This is a genomic window from Geodermatophilus obscurus (genome assembly GCF_900115395.1).
Classification (GTDB): Bacteria; Actinomycetota; Actinomycetes; order Mycobacteriales; family Geodermatophilaceae; genus Geodermatophilus; species Geodermatophilus obscurus_B.
This window is the reverse complement of record NZ_FOWE01000002.1, coordinates 175159-188631: the sequence shown is the minus strand read 5'-3', so window position 1 is coordinate 188631 and position 13473 is coordinate 175159. Positions and strand designations below refer to the sequence as shown.

13 protein-coding genes are annotated in these 13473 nt (G+C 74.9%); 11 read left to right on the top strand and 2 right to left on the bottom strand.

The genetic code is table 11. The features are described 5' to 3' along the window. Positions 1 to 75: 75 nt before the first annotated feature. The 11 genes from BM165_RS04240 to BM165_RS04190 all read left to right on the top strand — a co-directional run bounded on the left by BM165_RS04240 (position 76) and on the right by BM165_RS04190 (position 11472). Positions 76 to 1044 carry a flagellar motor switch protein FliM gene (locus BM165_RS04240; protein WP_244274027.1) on the top strand — a complete coding sequence of 323 codons (969 nt, stop codon included), beginning with the start codon at positions 76 to 78 and terminating at the stop codon, positions 1042 to 1044. After that, positions 1041 to 1799 carry a flagellar motor switch protein FliN gene (gene fliN / locus BM165_RS04235; RefSeq protein ID WP_075012272.1) on the top strand — a complete coding sequence of 253 codons (759 nt, stop codon included), beginning with the start codon at positions 1041 to 1043 and terminating at the stop codon, positions 1797 to 1799. Before BM165_RS04240 ends, fliN begins: the two co-directional genes overlap by 4 nt. Before the next feature lie 5 nt (positions 1800 to 1804). Continuing rightward, positions 1805 to 2203 carry a FliO/MopB family protein gene (locus BM165_RS04230; RefSeq protein WP_244274081.1) on the top strand — a complete coding sequence of 133 codons (399 nt, stop codon included), beginning with the start codon at positions 1805 to 1807 and terminating at the stop codon, positions 2201 to 2203. Continuing rightward, a complete protein-coding gene (gene fliP / locus BM165_RS04225) occupies positions 2203 to 3021 on the top strand; it encodes a flagellar type III secretion system pore protein FliP (protein WP_075012270.1) in 819 nt (272 codons plus the stop codon). Before BM165_RS04230 ends, fliP begins: the two co-directional genes overlap by 1 nt. Further along, complete coding sequence (gene fliQ, locus BM165_RS04220; RefSeq protein ID WP_075012269.1) at positions 3018 to 3293, top strand: flagellar biosynthesis protein FliQ; 276 nt, start codon at positions 3018 to 3020, stop codon at positions 3291 to 3293. The genes fliP and fliQ overlap by 4 nt, the downstream gene beginning before the upstream one ends. A gap of 5 nt (positions 3294 to 3298) precedes the next feature. Next, positions 3299 to 4063 (top strand): flagellar biosynthetic protein FliR, encoded by a 765-nt coding sequence (gene fliR / locus BM165_RS04215; RefSeq protein ID WP_075012268.1) that lies wholly within the window; start codon positions 3299 to 3301, stop codon positions 4061 to 4063. 6 nt (positions 4064 to 4069) lie between these two features. Next, positions 4070 to 5218, top strand: a complete 1149-nt coding sequence (locus BM165_RS04210) for an EscU/YscU/HrcU family type III secretion system export apparatus switch protein (RefSeq protein ID WP_075012267.1) — start codon at positions 4070 to 4072, stop codon at positions 5216 to 5218. A gap of 132 nt (positions 5219 to 5350) precedes the next feature. Further along, positions 5351 to 7381: a flagellar biosynthesis protein FlhA gene (flhA, locus tag BM165_RS04205; RefSeq protein ID WP_075012266.1), complete on the top strand. Its 2031-nt coding sequence runs from the start codon at positions 5351 to 5353 to the stop codon at positions 7379 to 7381. Further along, positions 7362 to 10175 (top strand): hypothetical protein, encoded by a 2814-nt coding sequence (locus BM165_RS04200; RefSeq protein ID WP_075012265.1) that lies wholly within the window; start codon positions 7362 to 7364, stop codon positions 10173 to 10175. Before flhA ends, BM165_RS04200 begins: the two co-directional genes overlap by 20 nt. Beyond that, positions 10172 to 10408: a hypothetical protein gene (locus tag BM165_RS04195; protein ID WP_075012264.1), complete on the top strand. Its 237-nt coding sequence runs from the start codon at positions 10172 to 10174 to the stop codon at positions 10406 to 10408. The genes BM165_RS04200 and BM165_RS04195 overlap by 4 nt, the downstream gene beginning before the upstream one ends. A gap of 140 nt (positions 10409 to 10548) precedes the next feature. Continuing rightward, the gene (locus BM165_RS04190) at positions 10549 to 11472 is read left to right on the top strand and encodes a type IV toxin-antitoxin system AbiEi family antitoxin domain-containing protein (protein WP_075012263.1); all 924 of its coding nucleotides are present in this window, start codon (positions 10549 to 10551) and stop codon (positions 11470 to 11472) included. Positions 11473 to 11585: 113 nt separating this feature from the next. Here the strand turns inward: BM165_RS04190 and BM165_RS04185 are convergent, their stop codons facing one another. Beyond that, a complete protein-coding gene (locus BM165_RS04185) occupies positions 11586 to 12881 on the bottom strand; it encodes a PhoH family protein (protein WP_208976642.1) in 1296 nt (431 codons plus the stop codon). A gap of 246 nt (positions 12882 to 13127) precedes the next feature. Continuing rightward, positions 13128 to 13472, bottom strand: a complete 345-nt coding sequence (locus BM165_RS04180; RefSeq protein ID WP_075012262.1) for a hypothetical protein — start codon at positions 13470 to 13472, stop codon at positions 13128 to 13130. Between the last annotated feature and the right edge of the window lies 1 nt (position 13473).

The following is a 13473-nucleotide window of genomic DNA, read 5'->3' as shown; positions in this document are numbered from 1 at the left end:
CCACCCTCCCCTGCTGACCGGCGGCGCCCCGCGCCGCCGGTCAGTTCGCGTTCCGGCCCCGCCGATGAGGGAGGCGTGACCCGCCCCGAGAACGCGACCGTGCCCGCCGGGCACGAGGCGCAGTCGCCGGCCGTGGGCGGCCGCAGCCGGCGCGGTGCACCCCGCACCTACGACTTCCGCCGCCCCACCAAGCTCTCCCGCGAGCACGTCCGGGTGCTGCAGATCGCCCAGGAGTCCTTCGCCCGCCAGGCGACGACGGTGCTCACGACCATGCTGCGCACCGGCGCGCGCATGGAGCTGCTGGGCATCGAGCAGCACTCCTACGACGACTTCGTCGCGACGCTGCCCGACCCGTACTTCCTGACGACGTTCACCATCGAGCCGCTGGCCGGCAAGGGCCTGCTGGCCTACCCGCTGGACATCGCGATGGCGACCGTCGACCACATGCTCGGCGGCTCCGGCGCCGCGCAGCAGCCCACCCGGCCGATGACGGCGATGGAGACCACCATCACCCACTCGCTGCTCGGCCGGCTGCTGCGGGAGTTCGCGGCCGCCTTCCAGCACGTCAGCACGCTGCAGCCGGTCATGGACGGCATCGAGTACAACCCGGCGCTGGCCCAGGCGGCCGCGGGCTCGGACACCGTGATGGTGGCCCGCTACACGCTGTCGATCGGCTCCCGCGAGGGGACGGCGTCGCTCGTGCTGCCGTTCTCCTCCTTCCACCAGGCCCTGGACAACGCCGCCTCCCCGCAGCTGTCGGAGTCCGCGCAGCGCAAGCGGCAGCGCGCCGCCGAGCTGCTGGCCGAGCGGATCGAGCTGGTCCCGGTCGACGTGAGCGTGCGGTTCAGCCCGCTCGAGGTCTCCTCGGAGGACCTGCTGTCGCTCACCGTCGGCGACGTCCTCCTGCTGCGCCACCCGCGGGACGCGCCGCTGGAGGTCACCACCAACGACGCCGTATTCGCCCACGCCATCGCCAGCAACCACCGCCGCCGGCTGGCCGCCTCCATCGTCCCCGCCCCGTCCGCCGAGAAGGACACCGCATGACCGCCACGCTCGACCCGTCCCAGGCCCACGCGCAGGCGTCGGAGGCCATCACCAGCGTCGTGGTGGCCGCCGCGCGCGCCGCGGCCGTCCTCGTCCCGGCCGGCACCGAGCTCGAGCCCGGCCCGGCGGTGACCGACCCCGACGCCGTCCCGGTGCCGCCGTCGGCCGCCGCGGCCGTGAGCGCCCGGCTCTCCGGCGAGGTCACCGGCGACGTCGTCCTGGTGCTGTCGGCCGAGGTGGTCGAGGCCCTGGACAACTCCCCCGTCGGCCCGATGGACGTCGCGACGGCGCTGCGCCCGGCGCTGGAGGCGGCCGCGGCCACCCTCGGCCGGGTGCGCGTGGACTCCGAGCGCACCGAGGACCCGGTCACCGCCCTCGACGGGCTCCGCGACAAGGGCATGTTCGTCGCCGTGCCGCTCGTCACCGGCGGCGACCACCAGGCGACGCTGGCGCTCCAGGTCACCCTGCCGACGGCGCCCCGCGCGCGGCGCAACAGCCTCGACCTGCTGCGGCACGTGGCCATGGAGGTCACCGTCGAGATCGGCCGCACCCGCATGACCGTCGGCGAGCTGCTCTCGCTGCACCCGGGCGAGGTGGTCGAGCTCGACCGCGCCGCGAGCGCCCCGGCCGACCTGCTGGTCAACGGCACGCTCATCGCCCGCGGCGAGGTCGTCGTCGTCGACGAGGACTTCGGCCTGCGGATCAGCGAGATCGTCGCCGACGCCGCCTCCGAGCTCGGGCAGGACCGGCCGTGACCTGGATGGTGATCCGGCTGCTGCTGTCGCTGGCCTTCGTCGCCGGCGTGCTCTGGTTCGCCGCCCGGCTGGCGAAGAAGCGCGGCCTGGGCTCCTCCGGCGGCCTCGTCGAGGTCGTCGCCCACCAGCGGATGGGCCGCGCCAGCACCGTCAACGTGCTGCGCATCGGCGACCGCGTGCTCGTCGTGGGCGCCACCGAGCAGCAGGTGACCCTGCTGGCCGAGCTCGACGGCGAGGCGCTCGAGGCGACCCTGGCCGAGCGGGCCGACCGCGAGGGCCGGCCCGCCCTGCCCGTGGCGTCCGCTGCGGGCCGGTCGGGCGGCGCGCTCGCCGGGTCGGTGCTCGACCGCAGCGCGTGGTCGGGCCTGGTCGGGCAGCTGCGCGAGCGGACGGTCCGCCGCTGATGACCCGCACCGCCCGCGCACGGGACCTGGCGCGCCGGGTCGCCGCCGTCCTGCTGGCCCTCCTCGGCTGCGCGCTCGCCGGCGTGCTGCTGGCCGGGCCCGCGGGGGCGGCCCCGACCGCGCCCACGGCCCCCACGCCCCCGGCCGTCCCCGCCGTCGACGGCGGCGTGGACATCTCGGTGGGCAGCGGCAGCCCCAGCACCTCGATCACGCTGATCCTCGCCGTCACCGTGCTGTCGGTGGCGCCGTCGGTCCTGCTGCTGACGACGTCGTTCACCAAGATCGCGATCGTCCTGTCGCTGACCCGCAACGCGCTGGGCCTGCAGCAGTCGCCGCCCAACTCGGTGCTGACCGGGATCGCCCTGTTCCTGACGCTGTTCGTCATGGGCCCGGTGTTCTCCGACGTCAACGAGGTCGCCGTCCAGCCCTACATGGACGGGGCGATCACCGTCTCGCAGGCCTACGACGCCGGCGTCGTGCCGCTGCGGGAGTTCCTGCTGTCCAACACCCGCGACGACGAGCTCGAGCTCATGGTCGGGCTGTCGGGCGAGGAGCAGCCCGAGGACGCCGCCTCGGTCAGCATGACCACGCTGGTGCCGGCGTTCGTGCTGTCGGAGCTCAAGAGCGCCTTCATCATCGGGATCGTCGTCTTCATCCCGTTCCTGGTGCTCGACATGCTCGTCAGCGCCGCCCTCATGGCGATGGGCATGATGATGGTGCCGCCGTCGGTGGTGTCACTACCGTTCAAGCTGCTGCTGTTCGTGGTGGTCGACGGGTGGGCGCTGATCACCACCGCGCTGGTGGGCAGTTACACGTGACGGACGCCGACGTCACCGAGATCGCCGTCGAGACGATGACGGTGGGCGCGAAGGTCGCCGCCCCCGTGCTGCTGACGGCGCTGCTGGTCGGGTTCCTCATCTCGCTGTTCCAGGCGGCGACCCAGATCCAGGAACCGACCCTGTCCTTCGTGCCGAAGATGATCGCGGTGTCCATCGCGCTGCTGGTGACGGGCAACTGGGTGCTCGCCGAGATGGTGAGCTTCACCGAGCACCTGTTCGACCAGCTGCCGCGTTTCCTCGGGCGGACCTGAGCGCCATGGACCTCGAGGTCCCGGCGGTCACCCTCGCGGCCCTGCTCCTGGCCACCGCCCGGGCGGCCGGCTTCGTCCTGCTGGCCCCGCCGTTCAACACCCGCACGGTCCCCGGGCCGGTCAAGGGCGCGCTCGCGCTGGCCCTGTCGGTCGCGCTGGTCGACCGCGTCGCCGTCGGCCTGCCCGAGCCGACCACCGGCTTCCTGGTGGTCACCGCGGTCACCGAGGTGGCCATCGGCGCAGCCCTCGGCTTCGTCGTGCAGCTCTTCTTCACCGCGGTGCAGTTCGCCGGCGAGCTCATCGACGTCACCGGCGGCTTCACGCTGCAGCCGGCCTACGACCCCCTGTCGATGACGATGAACTCGGTCATGGGCAAGCTGCACACCCTGCTGGCGACGACGCTGTTGTTCACCAGCAACGGGCACCTGCTGCTGGTCCGCGGGTTCGCCACCTCCTACGAGGGACTGCCGGTCACCGGCGGCTTCCCCGTCGACTCCATCGGGGCGGTGGTGCTCACCGCGTTCTCGATGATGTTCCTGGCCGCGCTGCAGATCGCCGGGCCGATGGTGGCGGTGCTGCTGCTCTCCGACGTCGCCCTGGCCCTGCTCTCGCGTGCCGCACCGACGCTGAACATCTTCGCCATCGGCTTCCCGGTGAAGATCATGCTCACCCTCACCCTGCTGGGCCTGACGTTCCCGCTGCTGCCCACGGCGCTCGACGCCCTGCTCGAGCAGGCCACCCGCGCGGTCATCAGCATCCGGAGCGGGTGAGCGGCGGTGGCCAAGGACGGTCCGGGCGGTGAGAAGACCGAGAAGCCCACTCCGAAGCGCCTGAAGGAGGCGCGCAAGGAGGGGCAGATCCCGCGCACCCAGGAGCTGGGCACCTGGACGGCGATGGCGGTGGCCAGCGCGCTCCTGCCGTTGCTCGCGGGCGATGCGTTCGACTCGGTGGGCCGGTTGTTCGTGCAGATCGGGGCGGTGGCACGCCGGCCGGAGGTCGAGGCCCTCTCCGTGCTGCTCGGGCAGGCGCTGACGGCGTTCCTCGAGGCGGTCCTCCCGATGGCGCTCGCCCTGATGCTCGTCGGCTTCCTCGCCTCCGCCGCCCAGGGCGGGATCGCGGTGTCGGCGAAGGGCATGAAGCCGACGCTGAAGAAGCTGAACCCGTTCCCCGGGATGAAGCGGATGTTCGGCACGCACGGCGTGTGGGAGGCGGCCAAGGCACTGCTCAAGACCGCGGCCCTGGCCACGGTCGTCGTCGTCACCAGCGACCGGGCGCAGGAGATGGTCTCGGCGTCCGGCGCGCTGCCGCTCTCGGCCGTCGTCGCGACCTTCGCCGACTCGGCCGTCCTGCTGTTCCGCGTGGTCGCGGTGACCGGGCTCGTCATCGCCGTCGCCGACTACGTCGTCGTCCGCGTCCAGATCATGAAGAAGCTCAAGATGAGCAGGTACGAGATCGAGCAGGAGCACAAGCAGTCCGAGGGTGACCCGCACGTCAAGGGACAGCGGCGGTCCATGGCGATGGCCCTGTCCCGGAACCGGATGATGGCCGAGGTCGCCGACGCCGACGTCCTGCTGGTCAACCCGACGCACGTCGCCGTCGCGCTGCGCTACCGACCGGAGAAGGGCGCGCCGCGGGTCGTGGCCAAGGGCGCCGACGAGATCGCCGCCCGGCTGCGGGAGCGGGCGGCCGAGGCGCGGGTGCCGATGGTGCAGGACGTCCCGCTGGCCCGTGCGCTGCACGCCTCCTGCGAGATCGGGCAGGAGGTGCCGCCGCAGCTGTTCACGGCCGTCGCGCGGGTGCTCGCCTTCGTCATGCAGCTCGGCGCCCGCGGGGTGCGCGGAGGGGTGCACCGGCCCGGGTTCGAGGCGCCGGACGTCACGGGGCTGCCGAAGGCCGGCCGCCGGAGGGCGCCGCTCGCCTCCTGACCCGAGCGCACCCGTGCGACGACCCGTGCACTCCCGCGGACGTGCACGGGTCGTCGTGGTGCGCGTGTGACGCGTGCGCCGAGCGCGGTCGGTACGCCCTCGGCGGCTGCCGATGGGAGGTCCGTGAGAGGGATGACGAAGGCCGCCGTGCCGATCGGTGTCGTGGCCATCGTCCTGATGCTGGTCGTGCCGCTGCCGGCGGCGCTGATGGACCTGCTGATCGGGCTGAACCTCGCGATCTCGCTGCTGATCCTGCTGGTGGCGATGCAGATCCGGAAGCCGCTGGACTTCGCGGTCTTCCCGTCGCTGCTGCTCATCGCCACGCTGTTCCGGCTCGCGCTCAACGTGTCGTCGACCCGCCTGGTGCTCACCGACGGCTACGCCGGCAAGGTCATCGAGGCCTTCGGGCACATCGTGATCGGCGGCTCGCTGATCGTCGGCATGGTCATCTTCCTGATCCTCACGATCGTGCAGTTCGTGGTCATCACGAACGGTGCCGGCCGTGTCGCCGAGGTCGGCGCGCGCTTCACCCTCGACGCCATGCCCGGCAAGCAGATGGCCATCGACGCCGACCTCAACGCCGGCCTGATCGACGAGGCGCAGGCCCGGAAGCGGCGCACCGAGGTCACCGCCGAGGCTGACTTCTACGGCTCGATGGACGGTGCGTCGAAGTTCGTCAAGGGCGACGCGATCGCCGGCATCATCGTCACGCTGGTCAACCTCGTCGGCGGCATGGCCATCGGCGTCATGCAGCGGGGCCTGGCGCCCGGCGAGGCCGTCTCCACCTACTCCCTGCTCACCGTGGGCGACGGCCTGGTCTCGATGATCCCGGCCCTGCTCATGTCGACCGCCACCGGCATCATCGTCACCCGCTCGGCGACCGAGGGCGACATGGGCAGCGACCTGCTCGCCCAGCTCGGCCGCTTCAAGCAGCCGGTGCGCATCTCCGGCGGCGCCGCGCTCGCGCTGTGCCTGATCCCCGGGCTGCCCAAGCTGCCGTTCCTGCTCGTCGGCGGCGCCTTCCTGCTCATGGCCGCCCGCATGCAGGAGGCACCGGACGAGGACGAGACGACGCCGGCCACCGACGTCGACGACGAGCCCAAGCCGGACTCCCCCGAGGCGATCGCCGAGCGCATGCGCGTCGACCCGCTCGAGCTCGAGGTGGCCTTCGACCTCGTCGACCTCGTCGACTCCTCCCGCGGCGGCGACCTGCTCGACCGGGTCAAGGCGCTGCGCCGGAAGGTCGCGATGGAGACCGGCCTGGTCATCCCGCTGGTCCGCACCCGCGACAACCTCGACCTGCCGGCCTCGCAGTACGTCATCTGGCTCAACGGCGTCCCCGCGGCCAAGGGCACCTCCCCCGCCGGCACGGTGCTGGCCATCGGCGACTCCCTCGACGGGCTGCCCGGCCGCCCCACCCGCGAGCCGGTCTTCGGCCTGCCCGCCAAGTGGGTGCCGGCCGAGCTGCAGCGGCAGGCGGAGATGGCCGGCGCCACCGTCGTCGACCGCTCGTCGGTCATCACGACGCACCTGGCCGAGGTCGTCCGCCAGCACTCCGCCGACCTGCTCGGCCGCGAGGACGTCCGCGTGCTCGTGGAGATGGTCCGCCGCACCCACCCGGTCGTCGTCGAGGAGCTCACCCCGGCGCTGCTCACCCTCGGCGAGGTCCAGCGGGTGCTGCACGCGCTGCTCACCGAGAACGTCTCCATCCGCGACCTCGTGCGCATCTTCGAGGCGCTGTCGCTGCGGGCGAAGACGTCGACCGACCTCGACGGCCTTGTCGAGGCGGTGCGCTCCTCCCTCGGCGCGGCCATCAGCCAGCCCTACGTCACCCCCGACGAGCGGCTGCACGTGCTCACCCTCGACCCCGCCTTCGAGCAGCGGCTCCTGGAGGCCGTCCGGCACAGCGACGGCGGCCAGGTGCTGGCGCTCGACGCCGGCTCGGTCGACGCGCTGGTCACCGGCTGCACCGGGCTGCTGGAGGAGGCGGAGAACCACGGCCTCTCGCCGGTCCTGGTCTGCTCGCCGCAGGTCCGCGCCGCCCTGTCCCGCCTGGTCCGCCAGGTCCTGCCCCGGCTGCCGGTGATCTCCTACACGGAGGTCTCCCGGACGGCCCAGATCGAGTCACTGGGAGTGGTGAGCGGTGCCGTTGCCATCCGTTGAGGCGCCCACGCCCGAGGCCGCCGTCGCCGCGGCGCGGGAGCGGTACGGCAACGCCGTCCGGGTCGTCGGGGTCCGTCGCATCCGCTCCGGCGGCGTGCTCGGGTTCTTCGCCACCGAGCGGTTCGTCGCCGAGGTCGAGGACGTCGAGCCCGCCCGCCCGCGGCCGGCGTCGAAGTCGGAGTCCGCGCGGCGCATCGAGGCCGCGCTGAGCCGCGACCCCGGCCCGCTGGCCGACACCGGCGCCTTCCTGCGCGCCACCGGGATGCACCGGTCGCGTCCCGCGGCCGCACGTCCGACGGCGCGCCCCGCGCGTGGCCTGCCCGACCCGGTGGACGAGGCCGCCGGCCTGCTCGGCGGCGGCGCCGGCCCGGACGTCGACCTGTACTCGCGGACGGCGTTCGCCGCGGCCCGGCAGCCCTCCTCCGGGACGACGGCGTTCCGCCCGGCCGCCGCGCCGCGCACGGCTCAGCACCGGACGGCCGCCTCCTCCCCTGCTGCCGCGGCCGCCGCCCCGGTCACGCCCCGGCGCGCGCCGAAGGCCGCGCCGCGGCCGCCGGCCACCCCGGCCGAGCCCGCCGGCCCGTCGCTCTTCACCGCGGCCCTGGCGCAGGTCGTGGCCGGTGACCGCGAGGTCCGTGAGGCCGTCGACGACGCCGTCCGCACCGCCGCCGCCACCTCCGCGGCCGAGGCGCTGCGCGCGCTGACCGAGGCCGCGGCGGCGTCGGTGCCGCTGGTCGACGAGGCGCCGTTCCCCGCGGAGCCGGTGTCCGACGAGCTGGTGTCCGACGAGCCTGCGTACGACGAGCCGGTGTCCCGGTCGGTGCTGCGGACGCCCGCGTCGGCGCCCGCTGCCCCGGCGATGCCGCTGGCCGCCGCCCTGGCCGCCGCGATGGCCGCGCCCGTCCCCGCCGCGACCCCGGCTCCCGCTGCTGCTGTGCCCGCTCCCGCGCCTGCTGTGCCCGCTCCCGCTGCGGCCCCGGTCGTGGCGGAGGTCGCCGAGCCGATCGCCGTCGAGGAGGTGGCCGTCGAGCCGGTCACCGCGCCCGTCGTCGAGCCGGTCGCCCCCGCCGTGGAGACCGTCGCCGTGGAGGCCGTCGCCGTAGAAGCCGCCGTCGACGAGCCCGTCCTGGAGGAGCCCGTCCTCGAGGAGTCCGTCCTGCAGGAGGACACCGGCGGGGAGGACGCCCTCGGCGTGGACATGTGGGCCGAGCCCGTGCCCGTGTCGCGCCCGTCGGCCGCCCCGGCTGCGGCGCCGGTCGCCGTCGTGGAGCCGGTCGTCGAGATCCTCTCCGAGGAGTCCGCCGAGGAGGGCGTCGACGAGGACGAGGAGTCGCTGCTCACCGAGCTGCTGGGGACGGCCGAGGACGAGCACGAGCCCGCCGTCGCCGAGCCGGTAGCCGAGCCCGCCGTCGCCATCGCCGAGCCGGTCGCCGAGCCGACCACCGACGTGCTGCCGGCGGTCGTCGTCGAGCCCATCGAGGTGCCCGCCCCGCAGCCGGTCGCGGCCGGCTGGCCCGACGCGGAGACCGGCCCGTCCACCGGCCGCGAGGAGGCCATCGCCGAGGTGCTGCGCGCCGCGCTGGCGCACGACACCCCCGACGACGCGCTGACCGACATCCTCCGCGGTGTCCTGGCCAGCGCCTCCACCCACGGCGGCGTGCACCGCGGCCGCCCGCCGGTGCCGGCCACCGCCCGGCGGATGGACCGCGAGCCGGCGTGGGTCGAGGCCTCCGCGGAGTCCGACGAGTGGGAGGTCGAGGAGGCCGCCGAGGCCGGCACCGAGGTGGTCGCGCTCGCGGCCACGGCCAGCGACCCCGCACCCCTCCCGCTCGACGCCACCGCCGTCCTCCCTCCCCTGTCACTCCTCCCGCCGCCGACCCCCGGTGCGGAGCTCGCCGTGCCGCGCCTGCTCGGGCGCCCGCCGGTCCCGCCGGCCCGGCGGCTGCCGCCGGTGCCCGGCCGGGCGGTGGCGCGTGTCGCGGCGCCGCTCGCGACGGTCACCCGCCTGCCCGTCGAGTCCCGCGGTGGCTGGTCCGGCGGCCGGGTCGTCGTGTCGTCGGTGCGCGAGCGCGGCGCGGCGGGCCCCTCCGGCCGTGAGCTCGTCGACCCGCGGATGGTCGAGGCGGCCGGCATCGTCAGCCGGCTGCGCGCCCTCGGCGTGCCCGAGGACCTGCTCGGCGGCGGCTTCGCGGCCGACGTCGCCGCCGGCGGCACCTACGCCGCCCTGACCCGCGCCCTCCGCGGGCTCCCCGCCGCGCCGGCCGCTCCCAGCGGTGCCGGTGAGGTGCTGCTGGTGGTCGGCCCCGGCGTCGAGACCCTCGCCGCCGCCCGGTCGCTGTCGGTCTCGATGCGGCTCGACCCCGACCGGCTGCAGTGGGCCACCCGCGGCGACCTCGCCGCCCTGGTCCCCGAGGCCAGCCGGGTCACTTCGGTCGACACGGCGCTCGTGCGGCGTCAGGAGGCCGCGCGGGCCGGGACCCCGACCGTCGTGGCGGTCGACGCCCCGATGCGCGCCGGTGGCCGCACCTGGCTCGAGCAGGTCATGGCGGTCTTCTCACCGGTCGCCGTCTGGGCCGTGGTCGAGGCCACCCGCAAGCCCGAGGACGTCGGCCCGTGGCTGGACGCGCTGCCCCGCGTCGACGCGCTCGTCGTCCAGGACACCGACCTCACCGCCGACCCCGCCGCCGTGCTCGGCCGCAGCGCCGTGCCCGTGGCCCTCCTCGACGGCGTCCGCGCGACCGCCCACCGCTGGGCGTCGCTGCTGTGCGAGCGGCTGGAGACCGCCGGGACATGAGTCCGCTGCGCTGGGACGTCCTCGGGCTGGGCCTGCTCCTCGCCCTGCCGGTGCTCGCGCTCGGCGCGCGCGGCGACTTCTCGGCCGACGAGGTCGTCGTCCGGCTGCCGTGGTGCCTGCTGGCAGCCTGGGGCGCGGTGGCGCTGCTGCGCTGGGCGATGACGCCGCCCGCCCCGCCGGCACGGCGTCCCGCCGCGCCGACGCCCGAGGACGAGCCGGCCCCCGGCCCCTGACCGCCTCGCATCTCCCGCGGCGCCGTCCCCGCTCCTGCGGTGTAGCGACACCGCAGGAGCGTGTGGACGGCCGCACGAGGGCCGTCCACAGATGTCGTCGGAGAGGTCCGCCCCGGCCCGCGTCCCGTGAGGGTCGCAGCATGGACGACGCACTCCCCCTCGGCCGGCCGCTGCTGCTCCGTGCCGACGCCCTCGCCGCTGGTCTCGACGACCGGGATCTCGCGCGAGCGGTCCGTCGCGGACAACTCACCCGAGTCCGCCCAGGCGCCTACCTCGACCCGTCGGCGACCCTCTCCGCCAACCACGCCCTGGTCCTGGCGACGGCGGCCGTGCTCCGCGACGGTGGTGCGGTCAGCCACGTCTCGGCCGCGGTCCTCCACGGGCTGCCGCTGTGGCACGCAGCGACCGACCGCGTGCACGTCACCCGGTCTCCGCCCGCGGCGGGCAGCGGCAGCGCGAGGGTGCACCTCCACGTCGCCCGGCTGCCCGAGGACGACCTGACGACCGTCGACGGCGCGACGACCACCAGCCTGGCGCGGGCCGTCGTCGACCTAGGGCGCTCCCTGCCGTTCGAGTCCGCGCTGGTGGCGGCGGATGCGGCGCTCGCCTCCGGTCAGGTCACCCCCGCGCACCTAGACGCGTGTCTCGCACGGATGGGACCGGTACCCGGCTCGCGCCGGGCCTCCCGCGTCGTCGCGTTCGCCGACGGGCGCAGCGAGAGCGTCGGCGAGAGCCGCAGCCGGGTGCTGATGCACCGACTCGGCCTACCCGTGCCCGATCTACAGGTCCGGCTCCTGCGACCCGACCGTTCGGTGATCGCTCGGTGCGACTTCGGCTGGCGTGACCACCGGACGGTGGGCGAGTTCGACGGTCGGGTCAAGTACCGGGGCGAGGCCGCCGGTCCCGACCCCGGTGAGGTCGTGTTCCGGGAGAAGCGGCGCGAGGACGACATCCGCGACTCGGGTTGGGAAGTCGCACGGTGGACGTGGGCGGACCTGCGCACCCCGGCCGTGGTCGAGCGCCGGATCCGCCGCGCCTTCGCCCGGGGCGGACGCTCGCTCTGATCCGCTCCTGCGGTGTGGTGTGCACTCCTGCGGTGTCGCAGCACCGCGGGAGCGCATGCGACACCGCAGGAGCGGAGCCGGCCAGCAGCCGGAGCCGGAGCCGGCGCCGGGCGTCAGAGTGGGAGGTCCCCCAGCATCTCGGTCACCAGCGCGGCGATCGGCGAGCGCTCGGAGCGGGTGAGCGTGACGTGGGCGAACAGCGGGTGGCCCTTGAGCTGCTCGACCACCGCCGCGATGCCGTCGTGCCGGCCGACCCGCAGGTTGTCCCGCTGCGCGACGTCGTGGGTCAGCACCACCCGCGACCCGCTGCCCAGCCGCGACAGCACGGTCAGCAGCACGCCGCGCTCCAGCGACTGGGCCTCGTCGACGATGACGAAGGAGTCGTGCAGCGACCGGCCGCGGATGTGGGTCAGCGGCAGCACCTCGATGAGCTCGCGCGCGGCGATCTCCTCGAGGACCTCCTTCGACACCAGCGCGCCGAGGGTGTCGTAGACGGCCTGCGCCCAGGGCGACATCTTGTCGCCCTCGCTGCCGGGGAGGTACCCGAGCTCCTGCCCGCCGACGGCGTACAGCGGCCGGAAGACGACGACCTTGCGGTGCGCCCGCCGCTCCATCACCGACTCCAGCCCCGCGCACAGTGCCAGCGCCGACTTGCCGGTGCCCGCGCGCCCGCCCAGGGAGACGATGCCGATGGTGGGGTCGAGGAGCAGGTCGAGGGCGATCCGCTGCTCGGCCGACCGCCCGTGCAGGCCGAACGCCTCGCGGTCGCCGCGCACCAGCCGCACCTGCTTGTCCGGCATCACCCGGCCCAGGGCCGACCCGCGCGAGGACAGCAGCACCAGGCCGGTGTGCGCCGGCAGCTCCGCGGCCGCCGGGATGTGCACCTCGCCGTCGTCGTAGACCGCCGACAGCTCGGCGTCCTCGAGCGCGACCTCGGCCATGCCGGTCCACCCGGCGTCGACGGCGTCGAGCACCCGGTACTCGTCGGTGTCCAGGCCGACGGCGGCCGCCTTGACCCGCAGCGGCACGTCCTTGGTGATGAGGCAGACGTCGCGGCCCTCGGCGCGCAGGTTCAGCGCGACGACCATGATCCGGCTGTCGTTGCTGTCGCTGCGGAAGCCGGCGGGGAGCACCGCGCCGTCGCTGTGGTTGAGCTCGACGTGCAGCGTGCCGCCGTCCTCACCCACCGGGACCGGCGCGTCGAGCCGGCCGTGGGTGACCCGCAGGTCGTCGAGCATGCGCAGCGCCTGGCGGGCGAACCAGCCGAGCTCGGGGTGGTGCCGCTTGTCCTCGAGCTCCCCGATGACCACCAGCGGGAGCACCACGTCGGCGTCGCCGAAGCGCAGCAGCGCCCGCGGGTCGGACAGCAGGACGGAGGTGTCGAGGACGTACGTGCGGCGCAGAGTCACGAGTCGTCTCCCCTGGGGCGCACGGCGCGCCCCGGCTCTGAGGTGGCCGGGACCCGGCACAGGGGCCGGGTCGCGGCCCCCCTGGTCGACGAGCTCGTCAGCACCAACCGGGCCTCCCGCGGACGGCGGGGCGGGCCCGTCGTCCACTGCGGACGCTAGAGCCGGGAGGTGACAGGAGCATGACGAGCAGGCGGCGTGTCCTCCATCGGGGGGACGCAGCCGTCCCGTCCGTACCAGCGGCCCGGCTCAGCCCCAGCGGGTGTCCGGGGGGCGCGGGCGCGGGCGCGACGCCGGCATCTCCCGCGTCGGCGGCACCTCCCGCGGCGGCTCGCCCCACGGCCGCGCCTCCCACGACGACGCCTCCCACGACCGTGCCTCCCACGACCGCGCCTCCCACGGGGGCGCGGCCCGGCCCGGATCCCGACGGCGCGGCCGCAGCGCGACCAGCGCCCACAGCACCGGCACGGCGAGAACCGGCCACTGCACGCGCAGGTCACCGATCCACAGCAGGCCGGCGAGGAGCAGCGCGAACAGCCAGCCCGCCGTCCAGAGCCCGAGGGCGCGGGCCTCGCGCGGGTCGCGGCGCGGCACT

What these genes read in the sequence shown, in the direction of transcription:
- fliN (WP_075012272.1), top strand. Translation starts at nt 1,041, where the DNA reads ATGACCGCCACGCTCGACCCGTCCCAGGCCCACGCGCAGGCGTCGGAG.
- BM165_RS04230 (WP_244274081.1), top strand. Translation starts at nt 1,805, where the DNA reads ATGGTGATCCGGCTGCTGCTGTCGCTGGCCTTCGTCGCCGGCGTGCTC.
- fliP (WP_075012270.1), top strand. Translation starts at nt 2,203, where the DNA reads ATGACCCGCACCGCCCGCGCACGGGACCTGGCGCGCCGGGTCGCCGCC.
- fliR (WP_075012268.1), top strand. Translation starts at nt 3,299, where the DNA reads ATGGACCTCGAGGTCCCGGCGGTCACCCTCGCGGCCCTGCTCCTGGCC.
- flhA (WP_075012266.1), top strand. Translation starts at nt 5,351, where the DNA reads ATGACGAAGGCCGCCGTGCCGATCGGTGTCGTGGCCATCGTCCTGATG.
- BM165_RS04195 (WP_075012264.1), top strand. Translation starts at nt 10,172, where the DNA reads ATGAGTCCGCTGCGCTGGGACGTCCTCGGGCTGGGCCTGCTCCTCGCC.
- BM165_RS04190 (WP_075012263.1), top strand. Translation starts at nt 10,549, where the DNA reads ATGGACGACGCACTCCCCCTCGGCCGGCCGCTGCTGCTCCGTGCCGAC.